This is a genomic window from Novosphingobium sp. (assembly GCF_031417815.1).
In the GTDB taxonomy this organism is placed as follows: domain Bacteria; phylum Pseudomonadota; class Alphaproteobacteria; order Sphingomonadales; family Sphingomonadaceae; genus Novosphingobium.
In genome coordinates, this window is sequence record NZ_JANOWI010000009.1 from 1 (window position 1) to 23363 (window position 23363).

Genomic DNA, 23363 nt, shown 5'->3' on the forward strand with positions numbered 1-23363 from the left:
CTTCGATCATCACCCGCACGCCTTCGTCCCCGCCCATCGCATCAATCGCGATACGGGGCAGGCTCATGCGTTAAACTCCCAGGATGCCAGGCTTAGAGCCCGACAGCGACGATTTCGCGTCCGTTGTAGTGCCCGCAGGCATCGCACAGGTTGTGCGGGCGCTTCAGTTCGCCGCAGTTCGGGCATTCGTGAAATGCCTCGACCTTCAGCGCATCGTGGCTGCGGCGCATGCCCCGGCGTGAGGGGGATGTTTTTCTTTTGGGGACAGCCATTGCGGCACCTGTTCCTGCAAATTCCGGTTTCGTCTAGATAAGCCACGCACGGACCAGGGCCGGCAGCTTGCGAAGGCGCGCCTATAGCGAAACTGGCGCGGGTTGCAAGCGCTCTCGTCGGCTTTCTTGGTGCCGTGCGGACAGGGGAGAAGAATATGTTGTTGCCCATTACCCTATGCTTGGCCGCCGCGGCCGCGCTGATCAATTTCTGGCTCGCGATCCGCTGTGGACAGGTGCGGACGAAAGAGAAGATCAGCATCGGCACCGGCGGCCACGAGTTGCTCGAACGGCGGATGCGCGCGCAGCTCAACTTCGCCGAAAACACCCCGTGGGTGCTGTTCCTGATCGCCGGAATCGAACTGGCCGAAAAGGGCGGCGGCTGGCTCGCCTATGTCGGCGGCGCCTATATGCTGGCGCGCGTGGCGCACGGCATGGGCATGGACGGCGGCAAGCTTGAAGCCGGCCGAGGTGCCGGGGTGATGGTGACGATGCTGACCCAGATCGGGCTGGCGGTGGTTGCAGTGCTGGTTGCGCTGGGCAAGATGTAAGACAGGCAAGATCCTCTCCATTTTTGGCGAATGCCACAAATGGGGAGGTGGCAGCGGCGTCTCGCCGCTGACGGAGGGGGAATTGCGCGAGGGCAGACAACCCCTCCGTCACGCCTTCGGCGCGCCACCTCCCCATTTGGCTTCGCAAAATGGAGAGGACCTTTTCAGCTCATCAAATAATCGCTGACAAAACCGTTGACCTGGCGTTCGCGGCCAAAGGTGCTGGTCGGACCGTGCCCGGGGATAAAGGTGGTATCGTTGCCCAGCGGCCAGAGCTTCTGCGTGATCGAATCGATCAGGTCCTGATGATTGCCGCGCGGAAAATCGGTCCGGCCGATCGATCCGGCAAACAGCACATCACCGACAATCGCCAGATGGCCCAGCGGATAGTGGAACACCACGTGGCCCGGCGTGTGCCCCGGGCAATGGATCACATCGAGCACCGCCTCGCCGACCGTCACCGTATCGCCGTCTTTCAGCCAGCGATCGGGCTCAAACACCTCGGCATGCATCCCGTATTTGCCGCCATCTTTGGCCAGTTGTTCGATCCAGAACCGGTCATCCTCGTGCGGCCCTTCGATCGGTACGCCCAGTTCCTTGGCCAGGATTCCGGCCTGCCCGCAGTGATCGAGATGCCCGTGCGTGATCAGCAGCTTTTCGATCGTCACGCCGACCTTGGCGACCGCCGCCTTGAGCTTGTCGAGATCGCCGCCCGGATCGACCAGCGCGGCTTTCATCGTTTTGGTGCACCACACCAGCGAGCAATTCTGCTGCAACGGGGTGACGGGGATGATGCCAACGCGCAGCGGGGGTTCGGTGGTTTCGGTCATGGCTGCGATGTGGCGCGCGTTGTCCACAGATGCAAGCATCCTTCGCGTTGCACCGGACCAGGCGTTTGATAGCCTTCAATCCGGTCGCGAAGCAGGGGTACAGTTATGGTAGCCGACCGCGCAGACCCGGCCCACGGGCGCTTTTTCACAATATGGTCCGTGGCAATGGCGGCGGCGATCTTCCTGAGCTTTCCGATGACCTATTTCTGGCCAGTGGCGAGCGGTGAGAAACACTTTATCCTGCTGCGCCATTTGCACGGACTGGTGTTCTTCGCTTGGACAGCCCTGTTTGCGCTGCAAGCCGTGCTGATCCGGATGCGGCGGATCCGATTGCACCGTGAACTGGGTCTTCTGGGCGCGGCCCTGGTCGGAGCGATGGTCCCGCTGGGCCTGTGGATGGCGGGCACTGCCATCGAGGAGCGGATCGCCAAGGGCATGGCGCTGCCGTTTGAATTTGCGATTTACAATCTGGTCGACATTACGCTGTTTGCAGCGGCCATGGGGACGGCAATCTATCAGGCGACCCGCAACACGGAGGCTCACCGGCGCCTAACCTTCGTAGCCATGGTCTTGCTGCTGGGTCCCGCCTGGTCCCGCTGGTTGTTGCTGATGCCTGTCCCCTTCCCCTGGCTGGACATGTCGCCAAACCTGGCGGCTGATGCGCTCTTGCTGGTTCTGGCCTGGCATGACCGCCGGGTGCTCGGCCGGCTTCACCCGGTGACGCAATGGTCAATCCTGCTGCTCATCCCATTCCACGCTGTCGAACCGCTAATTGCACGCAGCCTTGCCTGGAACACGGTCGCCCCGGCGCTGTTCGGGTTCTGATCGAGGCCTAAAGCCGCCCGCTTTTCCACACCACGCGGCCGATCACCTCGACCTCGCTCGGCTCCAGTTCAATCGTGCGATAGGCCGGGTTATCGCTGACCAGTGCAACTACGCCGCTGCGGGCCAGATCGAGCCGTTTGACCATCAGCGCATCGCCGCTGCGCACCACGTGGATCCCGTCGCGCGGCCCGCGCGGGGTGCGGTCAACCAGGATTTCGTCACCATCGCGCAGGGTCGCTTCCATCGAATCGCCCTCGACCCTGATTGCCGAAAGCTGCGCCGGATCGAGGCCTTGCTCACGCAACCAGCGGGCGGAAAAGCGGAACGCGCCGATCGGCAATTCCTCACCCGGCAGAAGCCCCGGCCCGGCCGAAGCGCCAAGCGGCAACCGCGGAACATCAATCCATTCGCCGCGCAGCTTGGCTACCACAGCCGGGGAAAATTCCTCTGGCGCACCCAATTCCGATTCGCCCACGCCGAAGAACTGCGCCAGCCGCCGCCGATCGGTCTCCTCCAGCTTTCGCGGACTGCCTTTTCTTATAAATTGTTGAAGATACGTAGAATTACGCCCCAACATCTCGGACAGGCCAGACAAACTGGCACCCTGTTCACTGACCAGTAGCAGCAAGCGGGCCCGGGGATCATGCGTAACCATGAATTTGTCCTACACGATGTATTTTTCCTAGACAAGTAGGATTTCAAAGGGAAGTAAAGGATTATTCCTACCGCGATTCGCAACAGTTCGCACAAGAAAGAAGGGGGTCAATCACGATGCTTATTACCCGGATCGAGCGCTTTCTGCGCGAAACCGGAATGCCCTGGACCAAATTCGGACGGCTTGCGACGCATGATCCGCGCTTTGTTCAGGATTTGCGCAACGGCCGCACGCCCCGCGCTGCAACCGCGAAACGTGTGGAACATTTCATGAACATTTATCGCGAGGATTGCCGTGCAAATTGACCTTATCGCCGACCAAGCCATGCTCAGCGCCGCCCGCCGCCGCACCCGGCGCACCCCGTGGCTGCAATTGCTTTCCGCCCTGCTCGAACTGGGCCAGGGCAAGGCCGAGCTGGTCCGCCACAGCGAGCGGGCCTGGGCCAGCGTGACCTTTTCGGGCACCCGCCACAGCGTGGTTCTGGTCTTCACCGGCGAAGAGGCGGTCGCGGCAGGCGAAGCACTGATCGACGCCTTGCCCGATCATGAATTCTCGATTCCCGGCCAACTGGTTGCCGATGCCGCGGTGGTCAGGGTCGATCACACTGCCCCGCCGCAGCCGCGGCTGGAAGTGGGGGTGGAAGTGCTGATGCTGGACGAGGTCTAGAAAGTTCAGCCGAGGTAGTCGGCCCGCAGCTCCTCGATCGCCGCCACATCGACCCCGATCACCTCGGCCAGATAGGCATCCAGATCGCCGTGGCGCGCCTCAACCGCAGCGAAGGCGGCCACGATATAATCTTCCTCAACCCCCATCAGCACACGGATCGTGGCATCGGTGATCGCGCCGCGGTGGGCGCGAATTTGTTCTGCGCCCGCCCCGATGCGCGCTTCGATATTGCCGGCCACGTTGGTCAGCATGTAATCGGCGACGATATCGTCGCGGCTGACGCCGAGCGCATGCTGAACCAGGGCCACCGCAAAACCGGTGCGATCCTTGCCGGCGACGCAGTGGACCAGACTGGGGCCTTCGCTGCGCAGTAGCACTTCGAAATAGCAGCGCAGCATCGGCACCAGGTTTTCGCGGAAGGCTATGCCGTCATACAGCCGCAGCATCGCCGCGCGCGCCTCGGCCTCGCTCACCACGCCGTCGGCGGCCTCGGTGTGCAGCGCGAGGCCGGCGGTTTCTTCCGGATAGGTGAAGACTTGCGCCGCGAAGCTATCTGAGCGGCGACACGGCTTGGCGCTGCGTTCGGATGGACCGCGCAAATCAATCACCGCTTGCAGCGCCAGCGCATCAATCGCCACAAGATCAGCATCGCTGGCATCGCCGTGCTGGGCCGAGCGCCACAACACCCCGGCTTTGATTTTTGCGCCATCAGCCGCGGCATAACCGCCGTAGTCGCGAAAGTTGTGAACCCCATCGAGCTTGAGAACGCGTTCCATGCCGCCGCGCTTGGCAGCCTGCGCAGCGCCATGCAAGCTGGACCTTGCGGCAAAGCGTCAATAAGGTCGCTTCCGATGAGCGTCATTCCTCCGCCCAACCCGCTGCCGCGCCTGACCATTGGCGTGACCGGCCACCGCGACAGCAACCCGGGGCTTGCCGCCAACCGCGCTGCGGTTACTGCCGCTGTGATCGAACTGTTCGGCAAGCTTGAAGGCCTGGTCCGTCAGCATGACAGCGCGGCCACCAGCCATGCGCCAACGCGGCTGCACAACCTGCTGGTCAGCGGGGTCGATATCATCGCAGCCGAAGCGGCCACCACGCTCGGCTGGGAACTGGTTGCCCCGCTGCCGTTCGGTGAAGCGCTCAACATCGCGGTCAACGCCTTGCCCGGCTCGCTGGCAGACGCCGAAGCGCTGCTGGCCGGACAGGACCCAGCCGATCCCGATGTCCATGCCCGCGCGATCCAGATCCGCCAATGGACCGCCAAGGCCAAGGTCTTTGCCCTGGCCGATCGCGACGACTATCTGGCCGACCTTTATCGCGCGCGCCTGGCCGCACCTGGCGACATTTCGGCCGACCGCACGTTTTCGATCGAAAGTTCCGATCAGGCGGCGCTGGCCGGGCGGGTGATGATCGAACAGAGCGATTTGCTGATCGCGGTCTGGGACGGGGCGATCCGCAATCTGCCCGGCGGTACCGGGCACACGGTGCTGATGGCGCTGGAAGAAGGCACCCCGGTGCTGCTGCTCGATCCCCATGCACCACAAACCTGGCGCCTTGCCCTCGCCCGCGAAAGCATGGCCAAGGTTACAAGCCTTCCCGTGCTTGATGACGATAGCCTGGCCGAACTGGTGCGCGATGCGCTGCGGCCCGATAGCGGCGAAGACCTGATCCTCGCCTCGCAGCGGCTGGATCATGCCCGGTGGCGGCCGCATTCAAGCCGGCTGCTCAGCATCTACCGCCGGATCGAGGCGATGTTCGGCGGTCAGGGGCGGCCATTTCGCTCGCTGCGCCAGACTTACGAGCAGCCTGACCGGATTGTGGCGGGAAGCGGTGCGCATGTGCTGCAGGCGGCGGCCGCCCTGCCCGGCAGCGATCCGGACTACAGCGATGCCATCGCCCGGCAGATCCTGCCCCGGTTCGCCTGGTCTGACGGCATCTCGGCGTGGCTTTCGGACGCCTATCGCAGCGGCATGATCATCAATTTCGCGCTGTCAGCCTTCGCGATCATGATCGGCCTCGCGTACCAGCCGCTCCACCTTGAAAAGTACAAATGGCTGTTTGCCAGCGGCGAATTTCTGCTGCTGGTGCTGATCCTGTTCATTACCTGGCTGGGTAGCCGGCTGGATTGGCACGCACGCTGGTTTGAAACGCGGCGCGTGGCGGAATACCTGCGCCATGCACCGATCCTGCTGCTGCTTGGCGTGGCCCGTCCGCCCGGGCGCTGGCCGCGCGGAGCGGATACCAACTGGCCAGAATATCACGCCCGGCACTGCCTGCGCGCGGCTGGCCTGCCGCGGACCTATGTGACCCGGGCCTATCTCAGACAGGCCCTGGAAACGGTGCTGCGCCCGCATGTGATTGGCCAGCGTGACTATCACCGCATCAAGGCGCAGCGGCTGGAAACGGTGCATCTCAATCTCGACAAGCTGTCCGAGACGATGTTCCTGCTGGCGGTCATGTCGGTCGCGATTTTCCTCTCGGTGACGCTGCTTGGCAAGCTCGGCTGGATCGAACCTGCCATTCCCAAGCAGCTCTCCTACCTTTCGACATTCATCGGCGTTTCGCTCCCCACGCTGGGTGCAAGCATTGCCGGCATGCGCTTTTTCGGCGATTTTGAGCGCTTTGCGGCGATTTCCGAAGTCACTGCGGAAAAACTCGATGGCGTCGAGACGCGGATCCGGCTGCTGCTGGAAAACGGCGAGAGCGCGATTGACTATGCCGCGGTTGCCGAACTGGCCCACCGCCTCGACGAGATCGTGGTCGACGAGATCGAAAGCTGGCAGGCGGTGTTCGGCGGCAAGCACCTCGCCCTTCCGGCATGACGGCGATCGAATTCGTCGAGGTTGGCCCGCGTGACGGACTGCAGAACGAGGCACGGCTGGTTGCAACTGCCGACAAGCTGCAGCTGATCACGCGCGCGCTCGATTATGGCGTGCGGCGGATCGAGGTGGCGAGCTTCGTCAACCCGAAGAAAGTCCCGCAGATGGCCGATTCCGATGCTGTCTGCGCTGCCCTGCCCGAACGGGATGATGCCACCTACATCGGCCTCGTGCTGAACACGCGCGGGGCCGAACGGGCCCTGGCGACCGGACGGATCGACCAGCTGGGCGCGGTGGCGGTGGCCAGCGATGCCTTCGCCATGGCCAACCAGGGCCAGACCCGTGCCGGATCGATTGCAGCCGTCCGCGAAATCGCCGCGCTGGCCCGCTCGGCCGGGAAGACCGTGCAAGCAACCATCGCGGTGGCCTTCGGCTGTCCGTTCAGCGGTGAGGTTGATCCCGGGCACGTGGTGGAGATGGCGCGCGAACTGGCTGAACTGGGGCTGGCGGAAGTGGCGCTGGCCGATACCATCGGGGTGGCCGATCCGGCGCGGGTTGCCTTGCTGGTGGCGCAGGTGAAGGCCGCGGTCGCACCGCTGCCGGTGCGGGTCCATTTTCACAACACCCGCGGCACCGGCCTGGCCAATGTCTGGGCGGCGATCGGCGCCGGGGCGAGCGTGGTCGATGGATCGCTGGGCGGGCTTGGCGGCTGCCCCTTTGCGCCGGGCGCAGCGGGCAATGTGGCAAGCGAGGATGTGATCTACATGCTCGAGCGTGCCGCCATTGAAACCGGGTTGAAGCTTGAGGCGATGATCGCCGCCAACCACTGGCTGGCGGGTGTTATGGGCCGCAAGCTGCCCGGCATGGCCGCGCAGGCCCCACCCTTCCCTGCCGAGGCTGGCTGATGGCGGGCGCACTTGAAGGCATCCGGGTGATCGAGCTTGGCCAGCTGATCGCCGGGCCGTTCTGCGGGCAATTGCTGGGCGACATGGGGGCCGACGTGATCAAGGTGGAGCCGCCCGGGTTGGGCGATCCCTTGCGCGAATGGGGCCAGGGGACACACAAGGTCCAGTGGGAAGTGATCGCGCGGAACAAGCGCTCGGTCTCGGCCAATCTGCGCGATCCGGCCGGGCAGGATCTGGTCCGCCGCCTGATCGCCGACGCCGATGTGCTGGTGGAGAATTTCAAGCCCGGTACGCTGGAGAAGTGGGGGCTGGGCCCAGACGAATTGCGCGCCGCCAACCCCGGCCTGATCGTTGCGCGGATGTCGGGATACGGCCAGGACGGACCCTATTCGGATCGCGCCGGGTTCGGCGGGATTGGCGAGGCGATGGGCGGCTGGCGCTATATCGTGGGTGAACCTGATCGGCCGCCCAGCCGGATGGGCATCTCGATCGGCGATACCTTGACCGCGACTTATGGCTGCATGGGCGTGCTGGCCGCGCTGCACCACCGCAGCCGCACCGGCCAGGGCCAGGTGATCGATGCCGCGCTTTACGAAAGCGTGCTGCAGGTGATGGAAGGGCTGGTGCCCGAATACGCCATCAATGGCGTGATCCGCGAACGCTCCGGCTCGGTGCTGAAGGGGATCGCCCCCAGCAACGTCTACGCCTGCAAGGACGGCGAATACATGATCGGCGCGAACAAGGACTCGCTGTGGCAACGCCTGGCCGAAGCGATGGGCCAACCCGAACTGGGCCGCGATCCGCGCTTTGCCACGCACCTAGCGCGCGGGCAGAACCAGACCGAGATCGACGCACTGATCGAAGACTGGACCCGCACCATGAGCGTGGACGAAGTTGACGCGCTGATGATCCAGCACGCGATCCCCGCCGGCCAGGTCTACCGCGCGCCCGAAATGCTGGCCGATCCGCACTTCGCCGCGCGCGGGGCGATTGTCGAGGTGGAAACCGAACGGTTCGGGCCGCTTAAAATGCAGGGCGTGTTCCCGCGCCTGTCCGCCACGCCGGGCGCAGTGCGCCGCCCCGCCCCGGCACGCGTGGGGCAGCACAATGCCGAGGTTTATGGCGAGCTGGGACTTGGTGCGGCGGAACTGGAAAAGCTTTCGGCGAAGGGGGCAATCTAAGCAAACACCGGCCTAAACTCTGCAGAAGCCCTTCCCCGCTGGGGAAGGGTTGGGATGGGGGTTATGCCCTCTCGAGCGTGGAACCCCCACCCCAACCCCTCCCCGCCGGGGGAGGGGCTTTTTCAACTCACCCTGACCGATCTAGACCCGCTCGCCGCCGCGCTCCAGAACCTTGTCCTGCGTGTTCACATCGAAGTCTGTCGCATCGTGGCGTTCGAGCAGCTGGGTTGCGGGATCACCCATCGCGCGGTTGACCATGCGCCCGCGCTGCACCCCTGCGCGCTTGGCAAGCTGATCGGCCCAGCGCAGCAGGTTGGTGTATTCGTGCACCGCAAGGAATTCTCCCGCATCATAAACCACGCCCTTGGCGACCGCGCCGTACCACGGCCAGATCGCCATATCAGCGATCGTGTATTCGTCGCCGACCATGTATTCGTTGGTCGCCAGGTGCGTATCGAGCACGTGGAGCTGGCGCTTCACCTCCATCGCATAGCGGTTGATCGGGTATTCCATCTTGAACGGGGCGTAGGCATAGAAATGCCCGAACCCGCCGCCCAGGAACGGCGCGCTGCCCATCTGCCACATCACCCAGTTGATCGTCTCGGCGCGCTTGTGAACCTCGGTGGGCAGGAAGGCGCCGAACTTTTCGGCGAGGTAGATCAGCATCGATCCGCTTTCAAACAGGCGTACCTGCGGATCGATCGCGCGATCGGCCATCGCCGGGATCTTGCTGTTGGGATTGATCGCCACGAACCCGCTGCCGAACTGAGAGCCCTCGCCGATATTGATCAGCCAGGCATCGTATTCCGCGCCGGCGTGGCCCAGCGCCAGCAGCTCCTCGAGCAGGATCGTGACTTTCACCCCGTTGGGCGTGCCCAGCGAATAGAGCTGGATCGGATGCTTGCCGACCGGCAGTTCCTTGTCATGCGTCGCGCCCGAGATCGGCCGATTGATATTCGCAAAGCGTCCGCCGCTTTCGGTGTCCCAAGTCCAGACCTTGGGCGGTTCATAACCCGGCGGCTGGTTTTCAGGGGTCTGTTCGGCATCGCTCATGCGCGTTCTCCATTTTTGGCAGATGCCCAAAGTGGCGTTTGCCCCGGTCAGCCACAAGGGCGACCGGGGCTAGATTTATGCGCCACAGGCAAAGCTGGACTAGGCCCGGCTACTTCGCCCCCAGCGCCTTGTCCTCGTTGGCGCGTTTGATGATGTATTGGCGAATATCCTCTACATCCTCGGGCTTGAACACCGATTTGAAGCTGACCATCCCCTTGGGGTGATCGCCTTGCATCAGCACCCCATCCATCACCACTGCGCGGATGCCTTCCGGTGCATTGATATAACTGCTGCGGCGCAGATCGGGGTTGAGCGTGCCGCCAACCGCCGCATCGCCATGGCAGACAGCGCAATAGCGACCATAGTTGCTGGTCCCGCGCGCCACTTGCTCAGGGGTGCCGGTAAAGGGCGGCGGATCGATCGGCAACTTTGCAAGCGCCGGTGGCGGCGGCAACTGGCCGGTGGCCCCGATTTTGAACACCAACATGCGGCTGATATTGCGGGTGCCCTTGGTCAGGCTCGCCACGTCGCCAGACACGAGATCCCACACCCCGCCCCAACCTACCAGGAGCGCGACATACTGCACACCGTCGAGTTCGTAAGTCATCGGCGCGGCGATCACCCCGGTTTGTGCTGCGAACGACCACAGCTTCTTGCCGCTGTCGGCGGCATATGCGTTGAATTCACCTTCGGCATTGCCCTGGAACACCAGGTTGCCCGCGGTCGCCAAAGTGCCGCCGTTCCACGGCCCGGCCTGCGGAACCTGCCAGGCGGCCTTCTGTTTGACCGGGTCCCACGCCAGCAGCGTCCCGGTCGTGGATTTGCGCGCGGCATCACGCACCGCCGTGTCGGCCGGCAGCGCTACCGATCCAGCGTCGATTCCGATCTGGTAACCGATGTCGCTGGGCTTGAAGTTCTTGTCGGCAAGATAGCCCTGCGCGAGGCCATTGGCCGGGATATAGACCAGCCCGGTCTGCGGCGAAAAGCTCATCGGGTGCCAGGTGTGTGCACCGATCGCGCCGGGCACGCCGATAAACGCCTTGCCGGTCTTCTCATACTGCGCTTCGGGGTTGATCTGCGGACGGCCGGTCTTCTGGTCGATCCCGGTGGTCCAGTTCTGCGCGGCAAAAGCGCCCGCGCTCAGGAACTGACCAGTCTTGGCGTCAAGGACATAGAAATAGCCGTTCTTGGGCGCATGCAGCGCGACGTGGCGCTGTTCACCGTTGATCTGCAGATCGGCGATAGTGATCTGCGCGTCGCTGTCATAGTCCCAGCGGTCTTCCGGGGTTTCCTGGAAGTGCCACTTGTATTCGCCGCTATCGGCATCCACCGCCACAACCGAACTGGTGTAGAGACTGTCGCCCGCGCGGCCGGCAGCGTCGGGATTCCACGGCTCGGCATTGCCGGTGCCGAACAGCACCATATTGGTGGCGGGATCATAAGTGATCGAATCCCACACCGTGCCGCCTCCGCCCAGCTTCCACCATTCGCCTGACCAGGTTTTGGCAGCGGCTTCCATCGCTTTGTTTTCATGGCCATCGGCCGGATTTCCGGGAACGGTATGGAACTTCCACAGCTCGTTGCCGGTTTCCGCATCATAGGCCGCCAGGTATCCGCGCGCCTTGTATTCGGCGCCGCCCGAACCCAGGAACACCTTGCCCTTGGCCACGCGCGGCGCGCCGGTGATGGTGTAATCCTGCTGATTGGGGACCACAGTCTTTTCGAACACGACCTTGCCGCTCTTCTGGTCGAGCGCGATAAGACGCCCATCGAGCGTGCCGACATAAACCTTGTCGCCATAGAGCGCGACGCCGCGGTTCACGGCATCACAGCAGGCGCGGACCAGCGTATCGCGCCCCACCTTGGGATCGTAGGACCATTTGAGCGCACCAGTGCGCGCGTCATAGGCCTTGACGATTGACCACGCGGTGGAAACGTAGAGCACGCCGTCATGCATCAGCGGCGTAGCCTCCTGCCCGCGCGCGGTTTCAAGGTCAGCTGACCAGGCCAGGCCAAGCTGGCCGACGTTTTCATCAGAGATCCCGGTCAGCTTGGAAAAGCGCTGTTCTGAGGGCGATCCGCCATAAGTCAGCCATTCACCCTGCGGCGGCGCGGCGATCATCGCGTCGGTCACGCCGCTTTGCGGCGGCTGCGACGGTGATTTGCTGCACGCCGTCACCAATGCCAGTGCGGCAAACCCAAGAACCCTGAACCGCATCCCGAAGGTCTCCTCATCCCCATGTGCCGCCGGCAAGCGGACAGGCTGCCCCTGACTCGTTCCCGCCGACCGTTCCGTTGTGCCTCCTTGGCGCAGAGGAATCGAGTCTTTTAATCGCAAAGTTAAATCGCTTTCCCCTTCACAATTGCGGCACTTGGCAGCGTCTTGACAAAGTTCAGCTATGTTATACTATCTCATTTATTGCTGCCGTGAACCGGACTTCGGCAATCGAAGCCAGCGCGGCGTGTTCGACAAGGAGACGATGCCATGGCCTATGCTGATGCCAACACCTCGACCCGCAAGCTGACTGCGACAGCCGCGGTCGTCGCGCTTGAAGCGGGACTTGCATGGGCGCTGATTACCGGGCTGGCCTACACCCGCACAATCGTAACGGAGCGGACTGTCGATGGCATTCCGATTCCCTCGCCGATGCCCACCATCCTGCCACCACCGCCCAGGCCTAAGCCCACGGCAGAGGCGCCGCGTGTGGTGCCCGATCCGCGCTTCACGCTTGGCCCCGCGCCCAGCCCCTCGCCCTCGGTCGCGCCCTTCCCGACAGCGCCAGCCGGCGGCGAGACGGGGACCGCGCCCGAACCACGGCGGACGGTGGAACCCACGCCCTCACCCAGCCCCAAACCGCTGTTCCAGCCCAAAGCCGCAAAGCCCAAAGGTGATAGTTCGCGCTGGCTTTCCACCGACGACTATCCGCTGCGCAGCATCCGCGAACGGCAGGAAGGCCGCACGGGTTACCGGCTGGCGATCGATGCGGGCGGACGGATCACTTCGTGCGCGGTGACCAGTTCGAGCGGGCATCCCGAACTTGATCGCGCCGCCTGCCAGCTCCTCCCCCGCCGCGCGCGGTTCGACGCCGCGCGCGATAATACCGGCGCGGCGGTTGCGGGCAGCTTCACCGGCAATGTCCAATGGCGGCTGCCCCCCGAGGAATGAGGATCGGACCGGCCGTCAGCCCCGCCCGGCCCGACCGGGCGGGGCACCGCGCACAAAACGCGATGTTAACGCGGCACTGCTAATGCGCAAGGCAACGCCAACCGTTCGAGATCCGCGATGTCGCAGCCAGTCTTTCCCGCCGAAACGCGCGCCGCATTTGCTGCGGCCTATCCGGCCAGTCCGGCCAAGCTGCTCCACCGGCTGACCGAACATCCGCTGCTGACGATTGATGCTTTGGCCGAACTTGCGCAGGCGCTTCCCGCCGGCGAAATCGAATACAACCCCGGTGCTCTGCCGATCGGTATCGCCCCCGATGACGTACCCAAGGCGCAGATGGGCGTGGTCGAAACCATCCGCACCATCGGCAACAGCGGTTCGTGGGTAGCCTTGAAGCGGGTCGAACAGGTCCCGGCCTACCGCGATTTGCTCCATGCCTTGCTGGGCGAGCTGCGCGACGTGGTCGAACCGCGAACCGGCGCGATGCTGCTGCTGGAAGGGTACATCTTCGTCAGCTCTCCGGGATCGGTAACGCCGTTCCATTTCGATCCGGAGCACAACATCCTGTTGCAGGTGATGGGCGAAAAGACCGTGACGGTATTCCCGGTCGAGGATGAAGACCTGCTGGGGGCCGAAGCGCACGAATTGTTCCACCGCGGCGAACACCACCGAAACCTGCCGTGGCGCGACGAATTTGCCGCCAAAGGCCAGGCCATTCCCATCGGCCCGGGTGAGGCGATTCACATACCGGTGAAGGCCCCGCACTGGGTGCAGAACGGCGATCAGCCATCGATCTCGCTTTCGGTTACGTGGCGTTCGGAATGGTCCTATGCCGAAGCCGATGCCCGCGCCTTCAACCATGTGCTGCGCCGGATCGGGTTGCGGCCTGCCAGCCCTGGTCCCTTCCCCGCTCAGAACCGCGCCAAGGCGCTGGCCTGGCGCGCCTTGCGCCGCCTGCGCCGCGCCGCCTAGCGCGGCATTACCCGGGTCAGGAATTCGATCACCGCAGCGTTGAATTCATCATTCTTGTCGCCTGCAACCATATGTCCGGCGCCGCTGATATCGGCAATTTCAAGCGCGGGTATGCGGCGCCGCAGATCGGCCACACCGTCATCGTCGACGATATCGCTCTTCATACCGCGCACCAGCAGGGTCGGCACCCGGTCGGTCCAGTCAGCCGCGTCGAGCAAGTCGAGCATGTGGCGCGGATCGGCTCTGGCGTCGCTCATCATCCGCTGGTCCCAGTGCCAGTGATAGCGGCCATCGCCGCGCAGCCGCAGGTTCTTGTTGAGGCCCGATAGATCCTTTGGCCGCGGGCGTTCAGGGTAATAGGCCGAAATTGCGTCAGCCGCTTCCTCGATCGAGGCGAAGCCATCGGGGCTGGCCGTCATGAAGCTGCGGATCCGGGCAACCCCGCCCGGGGCCATCTTGGGGACGATATCGACCAGCACCAGGGCATCGACCGGCAGGCCGAGCGAGGCTGCGGCCAGCGCAGTCATCCCGCCGAGCGAGGCGCCAACCAGCGCCAGCGGGCGGGCGCCATGAGCTGCCACCGCCATCAGATCGCGTGCGCGGGTCTCGATGCCGTAATCCCCGTCGTGTGACCAATCGCTGTCACCATGCCCGCGCAGGTCATAGTTGATCGCCTGAAAACCAGACTCAGCCAGCTGCACTTCGCACTTGTCCCACGAATGCCGCGTCTGGCCGCCGCCGTGACCCAGCACCACGGTTGGCGCGCCATCGCGGCCCGCAACGTCAGCGGCAATTTCCACGCCCGGGGCCACGGCTATGCGGATTGTCTGGGTTTGCATGACGCCCAGCGATTGCAGCCGGATCGTTGCCGGTCAACTGAAACTTAAGCGCGCGGTTAAGCTTGCAGCGTTCTGCACCGAAGCCTGGTCCATTTGGCTTGGCAAGCGCTTCGTGACACCATAATACTTGGTTATGTCGGGCAAATATTGCCTGCAAGGGGGAAATGCCGGTGAACACGAAGCTTGCGTTACTGTCGTTGGCATTGCTCGCTGTTACACCGCTGCAGGGCCAGGCTCGGCAAGATGCGGCAGTGCCGGCACCGGGGCTGCCCGGAACCCCTGATCCCGCACTGCCGCAAGTTTCAATCGGCCCGGTGCAGCCATGGATCAGCCCGATCGCGCTGACCGCGCCCGAAAGCAAGGGCGGCGCGGTGCTGCGCCTGTTCGACGTGCAGATCCGCACCGATGCCAAAGGGATGCACGAATTCCAGCGCAGCATAATCAAGTTCAACACGCCCGCTTCGCTGCAAATGGCGACCAATCTGACCCTGCAATGGCAGCCGGCTTTCGGCGGCGTTACGGTCAATGCGGCGCGGATTCACCGCGATGGCCAGGTGATCGATCTTCTGGCGCAGGGCGGCAAGTTCACCGCATTGCGGCAAGAAGCGCAACTGGGGGCTTTCCAGACCACCGGCGCGCTGACCGCGTTCATGCCGGTGACCGGGCTGAAAGTGGGCGACATGCTCGAATTCGCCTATACCATTGATGCCTTCAATCCGGCGCTGGGCGGGCACGTCGAAGAGGAATACTTCGTGTTTCCAGGGCTGAAGTTCGACCAGTTCCACCTGGCCGCCAGCCATCCCAAGGACAGCAAATTTCAGGTCCGCTTCGGCCCAGCCCTGCCAGCGCCCAAGCGCAGCGAAGCGGGCGGCTTTGTGTTCCACACGGCCGATCAGTTAGCGGTGCAATTGCCCAAGCTGCAAGCCGGCGATGCCATGCGCCAGTTTGGGCGCGGATCGGTGCAGATCAGCGATTTCGCATCGTGGCAGCAGGTTGCCGAAGTGATGCATCCGCTGTTCGAGCGCGGCGCGGCGCTGGCGCCCAATTCGCCGATCAACGCCGAAATTGCCAGGATCGCTGCCGCCAGTGCTGATCCCATGGTCCGCGCCAGCATGGCGCTGCGGCTGGTTCAGCGCCAGACGCGCTATTTCGCCGAACTGGAAGGTCTGGGCGGCTATACGCCGATCGCCGCGGATACCGTATGGGACCGCAAGATCGGCGATTGCAAGGGCAAGACCGTGCTGCTGCTGGCGCTGCTGCGGGGCCTTCAGATCGATGCCGAACCGCTGCTGGTTTCCTCCAAGCGCGGCCCCGGAACCGATCTGGTCTTGCCCATGCCCGGGCGGTTCGACCACGTGATCATCCTCGCACGGATTGGCGGCAAGGATTATTGGCTGGACGGCACCCGGATGGATGGCGGGCGGGTCCAGGATCTGGAAAGCCCCAATTTCCTGTGGGGCCTGCCGCTGACCAACACGGTCAAAGGGCTGGTCCCGATCCCGGCCGATACCTTCCAGCGCCCGCAAAGCGACTGGGCGTTCGAATTCGATGCCAGCGCCGGACTTGATGTGCCAGCCAAGGCCAAGGGCACTGCAGTGCTGCGCGGCGATCTGGGGCAGGCTCTGGCTCAGGCGTTCGACGTGCTTGGCCCCGAAGACCTTGACGAAATGCTGCGCAACGCCTGGAAATCCCAGCGCAGCGACCTGACAATCGACACGGTGACCCACGAACTCGATCCTGAAACCGGCGAAGTGCGGATCGGCTTTACCGGCACGGCCAAGCTTGATTGGAACCGCACCGGCAAGGCCCCGACTTACCGCTATGAAGCGGGAAGTTCGCGGATCGGGGTCAACCTTGTCCCCGATCGTGACAACCCGCCCCCGGGGGACGAACCGATCGCGGTTGAGCGGCGCTATGATACCATACGCGAAACGATTTTGCTGCCCGATGGCGGGACCGGCTTCTCGCTCGATGGTAGCAATATCGATGAAACAGTGGGCGGCGTACGTTATGTCCGCAAGGCAAGCCTGGCGGGCAGCCGCTTCGAACTGGCGGTCAGTCAGGCCAGCCCGCGGCTCGAGCTCAATCTTGCCCAGGCAATGGCGGCTGACAATGCCAGCGACGGCTTGTGGCAGCGTCCACTCTACCTGCGCCTGCCGCCTGCTTTGGTCGCCAAGGATGCCGGCAGCAACGCTTCGGCGGCAAATCGCCAGATCGAGGAACTGATCGATACCAGCAATCTGGTTGAAGCACGGCGGCAGATCGATGGACGGCTGGCAGCCACCCCGCGCGATCCCGATGTGCTGGCGCTGAGCGGACGAGTGCGCTTCATCGAGGGCGATTTTGCCGGGGCCCGGCGCGATCTTGATATGGCGCTGGCGATCAACAACCGGCAAGTCATGGCGCTGCACACCAAGGCCCAGACGCTTTACGAACAAGGCCAATTCGACGATGCCCTGCTGCTGCTTGACCGGGCCGTGCTGATCAATCCTGACGACGATCTGGTCTACATTACCCGCAGTCTGGTGCACGAAGCCGCAGGAGACAAGGAAGCCGCGCTGGCCGATCGCTCGATCCTGGTGGCGCGCCATCCTGAAATGACCTGGCCGCGCGTGGGGCAGACCCGCCTGCTGTTCGCACTCGGCCGCGGCGCAGAAGCACTCGTCTCGGCGCAGGAATTGCGCAAGATTGGCGAGAACAAGGACGAAGCACTTTCTCTGCTTATCGATGTCCTGATGCGCAAAGGTGACCGCGCGTCAGCGATGAAGGAACTGGCCGCGCCGGGCGTGGCCAAGCAATCGACTCTGCCCGCCGTGCTGCGGCTGGAATACGGGCTGTGGGCCAATCCAGATCAGTTGCTGGCCGATGCGCAACTGGCGGTGGCAACCTATCCCACCGAGGAGATTGCCGATGGCGCGCTGGACGCGTTGGCCCAGCAACCCAAGCGGATCGCCAAGCTGCTGGCGGCCTATGACGCCGCAGCGCGCAAGCCCGGCGCCGCCAGGGACCGCATCGCGGTTTCGCGGGCGCTGGCGGAGCGGGTAACCGGCAATTCCGCACCGCTGGCTGCCGCGCTGACCGCTCTGGAACTGGGCCATCCGAACGATCCGCAAACCGCCAACGAAGTGTGCTGGGCGCGCGCGATCTGGCGGATCGATCTGGCCGCCGCGCGGGCATCGTGCGAGGCGGCGCTGCGCCCGGCGCGGCTGCCAGCCTACGTCGATTCGCTGGCCATGGTCGAATTGCAATCGGGCAATTTCCTCAAGGCGATCACGCTCTATTCCGAAGTCCTGCGCAGCGATCCCGAACTGGCTGAAACGCGGTTCGGGCGCGGCGTCGCGCGGCTTTCCTCTGGCGATATGGGCGGGCAGGCCGATCTGGCCCTGGCGCGCAGCATCAAGCCCGATATCGACGCCACATTCGCACGCTATGGCTTCCTGCCGGCGTTGATCAAATGATCCACTTGTTCAAGCGTTTCACCGGCCTGTTCGCGCTGCTTGGCCTCGCCGGGTCGGTCGCGGCAATCTCGACTACGCCAGAAGTAGTCTTCGTCCATGTCGGCCACCTGATCGAACCGGCCACTGGCGCGGTTCAGGACAATCAGCTGATGCGGATCGAGAACGGGCGGATCCACGCGGTTGAACCCTGGCACAGCCCGCCTGACGGCACGCAAGTGATCGATTGGTCGGGCAAATGGGTCTTGCCCGGCTTGATCGACGCCCATGTCCATCTGGCTGATTACCTGCAGACCAATGACCCGGCCGAACCGCTCAAACACTCCACCGAGGAAACCGCCTACCTTGGTGCGCGCAATGCCCGCGCGACGCTGGAAGCGGGGTTCACCAGCGTTCACGATGTCGGATCCTACCGCGCCAACGGCAATATCGAGCTGAGGAACGCAATCAATCGCGGCGATGTGCTGGGTCCGCGGATCAACGCAGTCGGCGGCTATATCACCGTGCCGGGTGGCGGCGGTGAGGTGACAGGCTTGCCCAAAGGCATGAAGCCGCTGCCCGAAATGCGGGTGGGCGTTGCGCGCACGCCGGCCGAGGTGACGCGCAAGGTGAACCGGATGTTTGCGCTGGGTGCGGATTCGATCAAGCTGATCGCCACCGGCGCGGTGCTGACCGAGGGGACCGAGCCGGGGCAGATCGAGCTGACCGGCCCGATGATCGCCGCTGCGGTAAAGGCCGCCACGGCACACGGCAGCTGGGTAACCAGCCACGCCCATGGCGCCGCCGGAATCAAGCTGGCGATCCTGAACGGTTCGCGCGGGATCGAACATGCCAGCCTGATCGACGATGCCGGAATCGCGCTGGCCAAGGCGCGCGGCACTTATCTGGTGATGGATATCTACAACGGTGACTACATCGCCGAGGTCGGCCGCCGCGACGGTTGGAGCGCCTCGATCCTGCGCAAGAACGACGAGACAACCGAGGCCCAGCGCCAGGGCTTCACCAAGGCGGTGCGCGCGGGCGCAAGGGTCGTGTTTGGCACCGACGCCGGGGTGTTCCCCCACGGCCTGCAGGCGCGCCAGTTCAGCTACATGGTCAGATACGGGATGACCCCGCTCCAGGCGATCCAGGCGGCGACCAGCACAGCGGCAGAGTTCCTCGGCTGGGGCCAGGATGTGGGTTCGCTGACCCCAGGGCATTACGCCGACATGATTGCGCTCGATGCCAACCCGCTTGAGGATGTGACCACGCTGGAACACGTCGGGCACGTCATCAAGGGCGGGGTTGTGGTGCGCTAAACCGGTTTTGCCATGATCACTTCGGTTCGCGCCAGCACAGCCATTTCGGGTGGCGGTGCAACATGCTCAAAGCCCATGCGCGCATAAAGACCAAGCGCGACGTCGAGCGCATTGAAAGATTGGAGATACAGCGCCGGTCCGCCCTGGGCTGCGCAGAAATCAAGGCATTGCTGGACCAGCGCGCGCCCTGCACCATGGCCACGCGCACTGTCGGTTACGACAAGCTTGCAAAATTCGCAGCCGCTGGCCCCCAGCCCCTTGACGGCAACCGCGCCAACGGTCTTGTTGTCCAGAGTGGCCAGAAACGCTTCGCCGCCAGTGCCGCGATAATAGGTCGCCGGATCGCGCATGATCGCCAGGTCTTCTGGTTCAGGGCTGCGGCCCATGCTTTCAAGCCAGGGAATCCAGATCGCCGCGAACTGATCCGTTTGACCAGACGCTATCGGTTTGATTTCGAGCATATTTCCCATCACCCCGCCAGAAACGCCACCAGCGCCTTGACCTTTTTTTGCCGCCACTGCGGCGTGGGCGCGATCAGCCAGTAGCCGTGGCGGCCGGGTTCACTTGCACCCACCGCCGGCAGCCGTCCGTTTTCCAGCCAGCTCTGCGCCAGCAGCACCGGCACGCGGGCCTTGCCCATCCCGGCGGCGGCGGCGGCCAGCGCCTGCCCGGCATCGCCCACGGTCAGCAGCGGGCTGTCGCAGCCTTCGCCTTCGGGTGCGGGGTCACCGGGCCAGGCTATCCAGCAGCCCTCGCCCACGCAGACCTGCCCGGTTTCGCCCAGCGCCACGCCTTCATGCTCACCCGGCCCTTCGGCCCAGCGCACCGCCAGATCGAGATTGGCCTCGGTAAAATCGGCCTCTTCATTGGCGACCAGCGAAAACCGCACTTCGGGATTTTCCTTGCGAAATGCGGCCAGTTTGGGCGCGAGCCAGGCGGCGAAGAATTCGCGCGGCGCGGCGATGGTATAGACATGGCTCGATTGCCCGGCCTGCATCGCGCGCACAGCATCTTCGAAATGGAGGAAGCCGCTGCGCAGTGCCTCAAGCCCCGCGCTGGCCTCGTCGGTCAGTTCCAGCCCTTTGGGCGTGCGGCGGAACAGCACCACGCCCAGCACGTCTTCCAGCGCGCGGATCTGCTGGCCGACCGCTGCGGGCGTAACCGCCAGCTCATCCGCCGCGCGGGTGAACGAGAGATGCCGCGCCGCCGCGTCGAACACGCGCAGGGCATTGAGCGGCAGGTGAGTGCGCTTCATTCCCCGCGCTTAGCCCGCCGTTGCCGGAGCGGCCAGCGGGAAAAACGGGATCGCCACATCGAACAGCGCACCGTCTTCGCGGCCAAAGGTGTAGTGGCCTGCCATTGATCCGTGGGCGGTCGATAGTGGGCAGCCCGAGACATAATCATGGCTTTGCCCTGGCTGGAGCACCGGCTGTTCGCCCACCACCCCATCGCCGTCAACGTAATTGACGATGCCGCGCCCGTCGGTGATCCGCCAGTGCCGGGTCAGCAGTTGCACGGCCTGGTCCGACCCGTTCTCAAGCCGGATGTGATAGACCCAGAACCACTTGCCCGCCTCGATCCGTGATTGTTCGGGCAGGAAATTCACCGCGACGCGCACGGTGATCCCATCGGTAATCGCGGCATGCTGGAACAGTTCTTTCATGCCCGCCAAATTAGCGATTGCCATGGCAGGAAACAATGGCAGCGATGCGGGGGAATACGATTGTGCCGCAGTTGGAGCGCGCAGGCCACACTGCTAAGCCCGCAGGCATGACCACCGCACTTCCAGTCACCGAACTGTACCTGCTCGCGCTCATCCTCATATTCGCCGTGCCCTATCTGGTCTGGCGGCTGCTGCGCACAGATTATTATGCGCCATTGGTGGTGGTGCAGATCGTCGGCGGGATCCTGCTCGGTCCCGGCGTGCTGGGGGCGATGTTCCCGGGCTATTACGAAACGGTGTTCGCGCCGCCTGTCATCGGCGCGCTCAATGGCGTGGCCTGGTGGGCAGTGATGCTGTTCGTCTTTGCGGCCGGCCTCGAACTCGATCTCAAGGAAGCGTGGAAATGGCGCGGCGAAACCGGGATTACCGCGGGCCTGGCGCTGGGCACGCCACTGCTGCTGGGGGCTGGCGCGGCGCTGGTCTTGCTCAATCTGGGCGATCCTGCACAATGGATCGGGGCCAAGGGCACGCAGTGGCAATTCGTTGCCGGGGTGGGCATGGCCTGCGCGGTAACCGCCTTGCCAATCCTGGTCCTGTTCCTTGAAAAGCTCGACATTCTGCGCACCGCAATGGGCCAGCGGATCTTGCGCTATGCCAGCCTTGATGACGTGATGATCTGGGGCGTGCTGGCGCTGATCCTGCTCGATTGGGAACGCGTGACGCGCCAGCTAGGCTTCCTGATCGGCTTTGGCATTGCCGTGGTGCTGGTGCGCCGCCTGATTGCAGCGATCCCGCAGCGTGACCGCTGGTATGTGGGGCTGATCTGGCTGGCGGCCTGCGGCTACCTCGCCGACTGGTCGGGGCTGCATTACATGGTCGGCGCGTTCCTGGCCGGTGCGGCGCTCGATGCCGAATGGTTCGGAATCGAGAGCATCGACAAGTTTCGCGAAGTGGTGCTGCTGGCCTTCATGCCGGTGTTCTTCCTTTCCACCGGTCTGCGCACCAGCTGGGAAATGGGCGGGACGGCCGCATTCGGCGCTGCGGCACTACTGCTGGCGGCGATGATCGCGGGCAAGCTGCTGGGCGTTGGCCTGGCCGGGCGTCTGCTCAAATGGGGCAAGGGCGAAGCCTGGGTTGTCGGCTGGCTGCTCCAGACCAAGGCGCTGATCATGATCATCTTCGTCAACATTCTGTTCGACAAGCAGGTGATTACCAGCGGCGCCTTCACCGCGCTGCTGCTGGCGGCGATCGGATCGACCATGCTGACCATCCCGATCGTGAAGCCCGCGCTGCGGCGGCTTGAGGGCCTGCTGGACAAGGCTGGGTGAAGCCTGCCCATTTCCTGCTGATGCTGCTGATCTGCGTGGTCTGGGCCAGCAACAATGTGCTCAGCAAAGTGCTGGTCAGCCACTGGCACGTGCCGCCATTGTTCTACACTGCGGTGCGCTTTGGCATTGTCGCCCTGTGCACCCTGCCCTGGCTGTTGCCGATGCCGCGCCCGGCTTGGCGGATCATGGTGCTGGGCCTGTTGATGGGCGGCGGCAGTTTTGCGCTGATGTTCATCGCGCTTAATTGGGTATCGGCGTCCGAAGCTGCAATCGTGGTCCAGGCCAGCGTGCCGATGACGACCTTGCTGTCGATCGTCATGCTGGGTGAGCGCATTCGCTGGCGCCGCACGCTGGGCATTGCTCTGGCCCTGGGCGGGGTGGTGATCGTGATGTATCAACCGGGCTTCACGATCAGCATGGGCATGCTGCTGCTACTCGCCTCGGCCTTTTGCGGTTCGCTGGGCGCGGTGATGATGAAGCAGATGGGCAGCATCGCCCCGCTGCAGTTTCAGGCCTGGGTCGCGCTGATGGGCGTGGTCGTGATCACGCCGTTCTCGCTGGCATTTGAGCCGCATGCCCTCGCCAGCACGATGGCGGCCGGCTGGCCGGCGCTGGCCGCCTTGCTCTATTCGGCGCTGATCACCTCGATCTTCGCGCATACCGCCTACTATTTCCTGATCGGCCGCTACGAAGCGAACCTGGTTTCCGCGCTGACCTTGATGACCCCGCTGATCACGCTGGGGCTGGGATCGGTGCTGATCGACGATCCGATCGGCGCCAAGATACTGATCGGCACCGCGATCGCGCTATCGGGCGTGCTGATCATCGCGCTGCGCACCGGCAAGGCGCCAGTGGCCGAGGCCGAAGAACATTCGTGAAGCGCGGCAAAGG

Annotated in this window: 23 protein-coding genes; 12 read left to right on the top strand and 11 right to left on the bottom strand. The window is 64.1% G+C overall.

Annotation, left to right across the window (positions count from 1 at the left end; all coding sequences use genetic code 11):
- Positions 1–92: 92 nt before the first annotated feature.
- Entirely contained in the window at positions 93–272 is a 180-nt protein-coding gene (gene rpmF / locus RMN99_RS01740; protein ID WP_309621567.1) for a 50S ribosomal protein L32, read from the bottom strand.
- Between the two features lie 155 nt (positions 273–427).
- Here rpmF and RMN99_RS01745 point away from each other — a divergent pair, with 155 nt between their 5' ends.
- Positions 428–820: an MAPEG family protein gene (locus RMN99_RS01745; protein ID WP_309621568.1), complete on the top strand. Its 393-nt coding sequence runs from the start codon at positions 428–430 to the stop codon at positions 818–820.
- A 164-nt stretch (positions 821–984) separates the two neighbouring features.
- Here the strand turns inward: RMN99_RS01745 and RMN99_RS01750 are convergent, their stop codons facing one another.
- Positions 985–1650, bottom strand: a complete 666-nt coding sequence (locus RMN99_RS01750) for an MBL fold metallo-hydrolase (RefSeq protein ID WP_309621569.1) — start codon at positions 1648–1650, stop codon at positions 985–987.
- A gap of 165 nt (positions 1651–1815) precedes the next feature.
- Between RMN99_RS01750 and RMN99_RS01755 the strand changes: the two genes are divergently transcribed.
- Positions 1816–2475 carry a hypothetical protein gene (locus RMN99_RS01755; RefSeq protein ID WP_309621570.1) on the top strand — a complete coding sequence of 220 codons (660 nt, stop codon included), beginning with the start codon at positions 1816–1818 and terminating at the stop codon, positions 2473–2475.
- A 7-nt stretch (positions 2476–2482) separates the two neighbouring features.
- Here RMN99_RS01755 and RMN99_RS01760 read toward each other — a convergent pair whose 3' ends face one another.
- Both RMN99_RS01760 and RMN99_RS14365 read right to left on the bottom strand, forming a co-directional pair.
- Positions 2483–2950, bottom strand: coding sequence for a S24 family peptidase (locus tag RMN99_RS01760; RefSeq protein WP_309621571.1), 468 nt, complete (start codon positions 2948–2950; stop codon positions 2483–2485).
- A 287-nt stretch (positions 2951–3237) separates the two neighbouring features.
- Positions 3238–3396 (bottom strand): hypothetical protein, encoded by a 159-nt coding sequence (locus RMN99_RS14365; protein WP_405029539.1) that lies wholly within the window; start codon positions 3394–3396, stop codon positions 3238–3240.
- A gap of 58 nt (positions 3397–3454) precedes the next feature.
- Here RMN99_RS14365 and RMN99_RS01770 point away from each other — a divergent pair, with 58 nt between their 5' ends.
- Positions 3455–3796, top strand: a complete 342-nt coding sequence (locus tag RMN99_RS01770) for a hypothetical protein (protein ID WP_309621573.1) — start codon at positions 3455–3457, stop codon at positions 3794–3796.
- A 5-nt stretch (positions 3797–3801) separates the two neighbouring features.
- Here RMN99_RS01770 and RMN99_RS01775 read toward each other — a convergent pair whose 3' ends face one another.
- Positions 3802–4572: a tyrosine-protein phosphatase gene (locus RMN99_RS01775; RefSeq protein WP_309621574.1), complete on the bottom strand. Its 771-nt coding sequence runs from the start codon at positions 4570–4572 to the stop codon at positions 3802–3804.
- A 75-nt stretch (positions 4573–4647) separates the two neighbouring features.
- Here RMN99_RS01775 and RMN99_RS01780 point away from each other — a divergent pair, with 75 nt between their 5' ends.
- From RMN99_RS01780 to RMN99_RS01790, 3 genes are read left to right on the top strand one after another with little or no spacing between them, the layout of a single operon-like run.
- Positions 4648–6618 carry a hypothetical protein gene (locus RMN99_RS01780; protein ID WP_309621575.1) on the top strand — a complete coding sequence of 657 codons (1971 nt, stop codon included), beginning with the start codon at positions 4648–4650 and terminating at the stop codon, positions 6616–6618.
- Positions 6615–7520, top strand: a complete 906-nt coding sequence (locus RMN99_RS01785; RefSeq protein ID WP_309621576.1) for a hydroxymethylglutaryl-CoA lyase — start codon at positions 6615–6617, stop codon at positions 7518–7520. The genes RMN99_RS01780 and RMN99_RS01785 overlap by 4 nt, the downstream gene beginning before the upstream one ends.
- Entirely contained in the window at positions 7520–8701 is a 1182-nt protein-coding gene (locus RMN99_RS01790) for a CoA transferase (RefSeq protein WP_309621577.1), read from the top strand. Before RMN99_RS01785 ends, RMN99_RS01790 begins: the two co-directional genes overlap by 1 nt.
- Positions 8702–8842: 141 nt before the next feature.
- Here the strand turns inward: RMN99_RS01790 and yghU are convergent, their stop codons facing one another.
- Both yghU and RMN99_RS01800 read right to left on the bottom strand, forming a co-directional pair.
- Positions 8843–9754: a glutathione-dependent disulfide-bond oxidoreductase gene (gene yghU / locus RMN99_RS01795; protein WP_309621578.1), complete on the bottom strand. Its 912-nt coding sequence runs from the start codon at positions 9752–9754 to the stop codon at positions 8843–8845.
- 109 nt (positions 9755–9863) lie between these two features.
- The gene (locus RMN99_RS01800; RefSeq protein ID WP_309621579.1) at positions 9864–11972 is read right to left on the bottom strand and encodes a PQQ-dependent dehydrogenase, methanol/ethanol family; all 2109 of its coding nucleotides are present in this window, start codon (positions 11970–11972) and stop codon (positions 9864–9866) included.
- A gap of 267 nt (positions 11973–12239) precedes the next feature.
- Here RMN99_RS01800 and RMN99_RS01805 point away from each other — a divergent pair, with 267 nt between their 5' ends.
- Positions 12240–12920 carry a TonB family protein gene (locus tag RMN99_RS01805; protein ID WP_309621580.1) on the top strand — a complete coding sequence of 227 codons (681 nt, stop codon included), beginning with the start codon at positions 12240–12242 and terminating at the stop codon, positions 12918–12920.
- 117 nt (positions 12921–13037) lie between these two features.
- Complete coding sequence (locus RMN99_RS01810) at positions 13038–13889, top strand: cupin-like domain-containing protein (protein WP_309621581.1); 852 nt, start codon at positions 13038–13040, stop codon at positions 13887–13889.
- On the opposite strand, the gene RMN99_RS01815 is transcribed toward RMN99_RS01810, so the two are convergent.
- A complete protein-coding gene (locus tag RMN99_RS01815) occupies positions 13886–14728 on the bottom strand; it encodes an alpha/beta hydrolase (protein ID WP_309621582.1) in 843 nt (280 codons plus the stop codon). The two genes, RMN99_RS01810 and RMN99_RS01815, sit on opposite strands and share 4 nt — an antisense overlap.
- A gap of 170 nt (positions 14729–14898) precedes the next feature.
- Between RMN99_RS01815 and RMN99_RS01820 the strand changes: the two genes are divergently transcribed.
- Both RMN99_RS01820 and RMN99_RS01825 read left to right on the top strand, forming a co-directional pair.
- Entirely contained in the window at positions 14899–18186 is a 3288-nt protein-coding gene (locus RMN99_RS01820) for a DUF3857 domain-containing protein (protein WP_309621583.1), read from the top strand.
- Positions 18183–19481 (top strand): amidohydrolase family protein, encoded by a 1299-nt coding sequence (locus RMN99_RS01825; RefSeq protein WP_309621584.1) that lies wholly within the window; start codon positions 18183–18185, stop codon positions 19479–19481. Before RMN99_RS01820 ends, RMN99_RS01825 begins: the two co-directional genes overlap by 4 nt.
- On the opposite strand, the gene RMN99_RS01830 is transcribed toward RMN99_RS01825, so the two are convergent.
- The 3 genes from RMN99_RS01830 to apaG form a co-directional block, all read right to left on the bottom strand.
- Positions 19478–19867, bottom strand: coding sequence for a GNAT family N-acetyltransferase (locus tag RMN99_RS01830; RefSeq protein ID WP_309621585.1), 390 nt, complete (start codon positions 19865–19867; stop codon positions 19478–19480). The genes RMN99_RS01825 and RMN99_RS01830 overlap by 4 nt on opposite strands.
- A gap of 83 nt (positions 19868–19950) precedes the next feature.
- A complete protein-coding gene (locus RMN99_RS01835; RefSeq protein WP_309621586.1) occupies positions 19951–20736 on the bottom strand; it encodes a LysR family transcriptional regulator in 786 nt (261 codons plus the stop codon).
- 9 nt (positions 20737–20745) lie between these two features.
- A complete protein-coding gene (gene apaG, locus RMN99_RS01840; RefSeq protein WP_309621587.1) occupies positions 20746–21144 on the bottom strand; it encodes a Co2+/Mg2+ efflux protein ApaG in 399 nt (132 codons plus the stop codon).
- Between the two features lie 107 nt (positions 21145–21251).
- Here apaG and RMN99_RS01845 point away from each other — a divergent pair, with 107 nt between their 5' ends.
- Positions 21252–22472: a cation:proton antiporter gene (locus RMN99_RS01845; RefSeq protein WP_309621588.1), complete on the top strand. Its 1221-nt coding sequence runs from the start codon at positions 21252–21254 to the stop codon at positions 22470–22472.
- Positions 22469–23350 carry an EamA family transporter gene (locus RMN99_RS01850; RefSeq protein ID WP_309621589.1) on the top strand — a complete coding sequence of 294 codons (882 nt, stop codon included), beginning with the start codon at positions 22469–22471 and terminating at the stop codon, positions 23348–23350. The genes RMN99_RS01845 and RMN99_RS01850 overlap by 4 nt, the downstream gene beginning before the upstream one ends.
- Positions 23351–23363: the final 13 nt, after the last annotated feature.